Genomic DNA, 2,258 nt, shown 5'->3' on the forward strand with positions numbered 1-2,258 from the left:
CTTCCAGGAACAGCTACTGCCGGACAACAGCTAGATAGTTTTATATCTGCTAATTCTAGTTTTAGGGTTGATTCGAGAAAGAAGTATGTTCGTAACATAACTATTGGTTCTATTAGTCGGGGTTCTATTAGTCGTGATGGCAGTGTGTCCATGAGGGCTAGATGGTCTGCTCAAGTATGTGTGATCCCTGGAGTGAATTGGAGAGGAAAGTGGAAGTGCTATAACTGGAGTTCTAGGGGAGACAGCTTTGGAGCTTCATGCTCTATTGGGGGGCGAACACGCTATCTTCGTTGCAGAATGCCAGGAGTAGTTAATAAATATGTAAGAGAAGGTAGCATTTATATTAACTAAGTTGTACGCATTATGGTGCTAGTTTTACTGATTAAAATTGTAGCTGTTTGTCCTAAAAAAACACAGTCTGATATTCTTTAGCTATCAGGAATAATTTATTTAGGGGATGAAATAAAAATATTCCTATTTATCCCTTCACAAAACAGTATAAATATTTTTCCTATCAGGGTTGCATCTCAGAAACAAAAAGTGTTGTTCGTTTGAGTAATTTTATCATTAGGAAGAAAAAATGGATTCTTTAAACATAGCAAAAGCAGCCGTGTCTATACTAACTCCCTATTTGGCTCAGGTAGGAGGAAGTGTTGCTCAGGAAGTGGGTGGGTCAGTTTGGAAAAAAACTAAAGAAGTACACTCAGCTATTGTGAAACAGTTTAGTGGAGAGGGAACAGCACAGCAAGCTTTAGAACGGCTAGAAGAAGAGCCTTTAAATGAAGTTAAAAAAGCGGACTTTATAAGATTTTTAAAAGAAAAACTTGAAGCTGACCGTAAGTTTGCTGAACAGTTAAAAGAACTGATTGAAGATGTTCCTCAAGTAGGAAATAATGAGTTTAACACAAATATCCAAGGTGGTAGTGTTGGCAAACAAGTAAACATAGGTTCTGCTGGAGATGTAAGTTTTTAGCTTGTTTCTTGTTTAAGAGAAGTCAAATGGGCAGCTAAATAAAAGTGTTTTCGGGTAGATTAAATCTTATTCACCCGACATCTAGCCTGTTTGTAGGTTCGTGCCAACCAATTGAAGTTTGCCAATTTTAAATTGAATAATTGACCTCATAAATTTTTTTTACTTGAGATTGTAAAAGATAGATTGGCGATTATTTGATTTAAAATTATGGAAGTAGATTTTAGATTATCCCCACCAATAAATTATTGGGCTTAAACATACCAGTCTTCAATCTCAAACATAAACTATTCAGTCAAACTTAGTGTTTCGATTATAAAAAGATTATAAAAAGAGATAATATGTCCTTTAACAGTGAAGAAGATATTGCCCAACACTTGATAGAATTTCTTTCTAATGATAAGGATGGTCAAGCTTTACTTCAGCGTTTTAAATCGAAGATTTTAGACGATGAAAGTATACTAAGAAATATCTTGCAGACATATTTTAACACAGAAGTGTTAGATGGGCGGATTGAGAAAATAGTTAACATTGCTAGACCACATATAGTAAATATTCTTCCACCAAACCTAAAGCTAGAAAAACCCGAACCACAAAATATTCCCAATAGCGGTGTTAAATTTACCGGCAGAGAACTTGAGATTGAAATTTTGCACCAACTATTAAAAGAAAAAGGTAGAGTTGTTGTTTACTCTGAAGAAAATAGTCCTGGGAAAACAGAACTAGTAAGAAAATATGCTCAACTAGCTTGGGAAAAAAAGGTTTACCCAGGAGGAATTTGTTGGCTAGAGAGAAAACGAGGTAATTTAGGAGATCAGTTAATAGAGTTTGCCAAGTCAAAGTTAGAATTACCAATACCAGAGGATTTAGATTTAGCAAGTAAAGTAAATGATTTCTGGTCAAAATGGTCAAAAGATGATGTATTGATAGTAATTGATGACGTTAGTATTAGTAAATATGAGAGACTTAGAGATTTTATTCCTCTAGAAGATCAGCACTTTACGCTACTAATAACGATACCAGATCAATCAGTTGATGACAGGCTACTAAATGACAATTTTGAGACTTTAGATTTAAGTCCTCCCGAAAAAGATTTTTTACCTTCTGCCGATGAAGACACTAAAGACACTGAAGACAACTTTATTTACGTACTGTTGACAACCTGAGTGCCTGACACAAGTGCCTCAAAACCTGATTCTGCGTAGGTTATGGTTGCCGGTGGTGAGGGGACGGTCAAAGACAAGTGGTAGGGCCAGAGCGATCGCGCTTATTTGAGAAAAAAAGGGGT

Annotated in this window: 2 protein-coding genes; both read left to right on the plus strand. The window is 35.9% G+C overall.

The window, feature by feature from the left end; all coding sequences use genetic code 11:
• Window positions 1–580: 580 nt before the first annotated feature.
• Window positions 581–973 carry a hypothetical protein gene (locus tag F6K53_RS37780; protein WP_293084820.1) on the plus strand — a complete coding sequence of 131 codons (393 nt, stop codon included), beginning with the start codon at window positions 581–583 and terminating at the stop codon, window positions 971–973.
• A gap of 338 nt (window positions 974–1,311) precedes the next feature.
• Complete coding sequence (locus tag F6K53_RS37785; RefSeq protein ID WP_293084822.1) at window positions 1,312–2,136, plus strand: hypothetical protein; 825 nt, start codon at window positions 1,312–1,314, stop codon at window positions 2,134–2,136.
• Window positions 2,137–2,258: the final 122 nt, after the last annotated feature.

The organism is Moorena sp. SIO4A1, from assembly GCF_010672065.1.
GTDB lineage: Bacteria > Cyanobacteriota > Cyanobacteriia > Cyanobacteriales > Coleofasciculaceae > Moorena.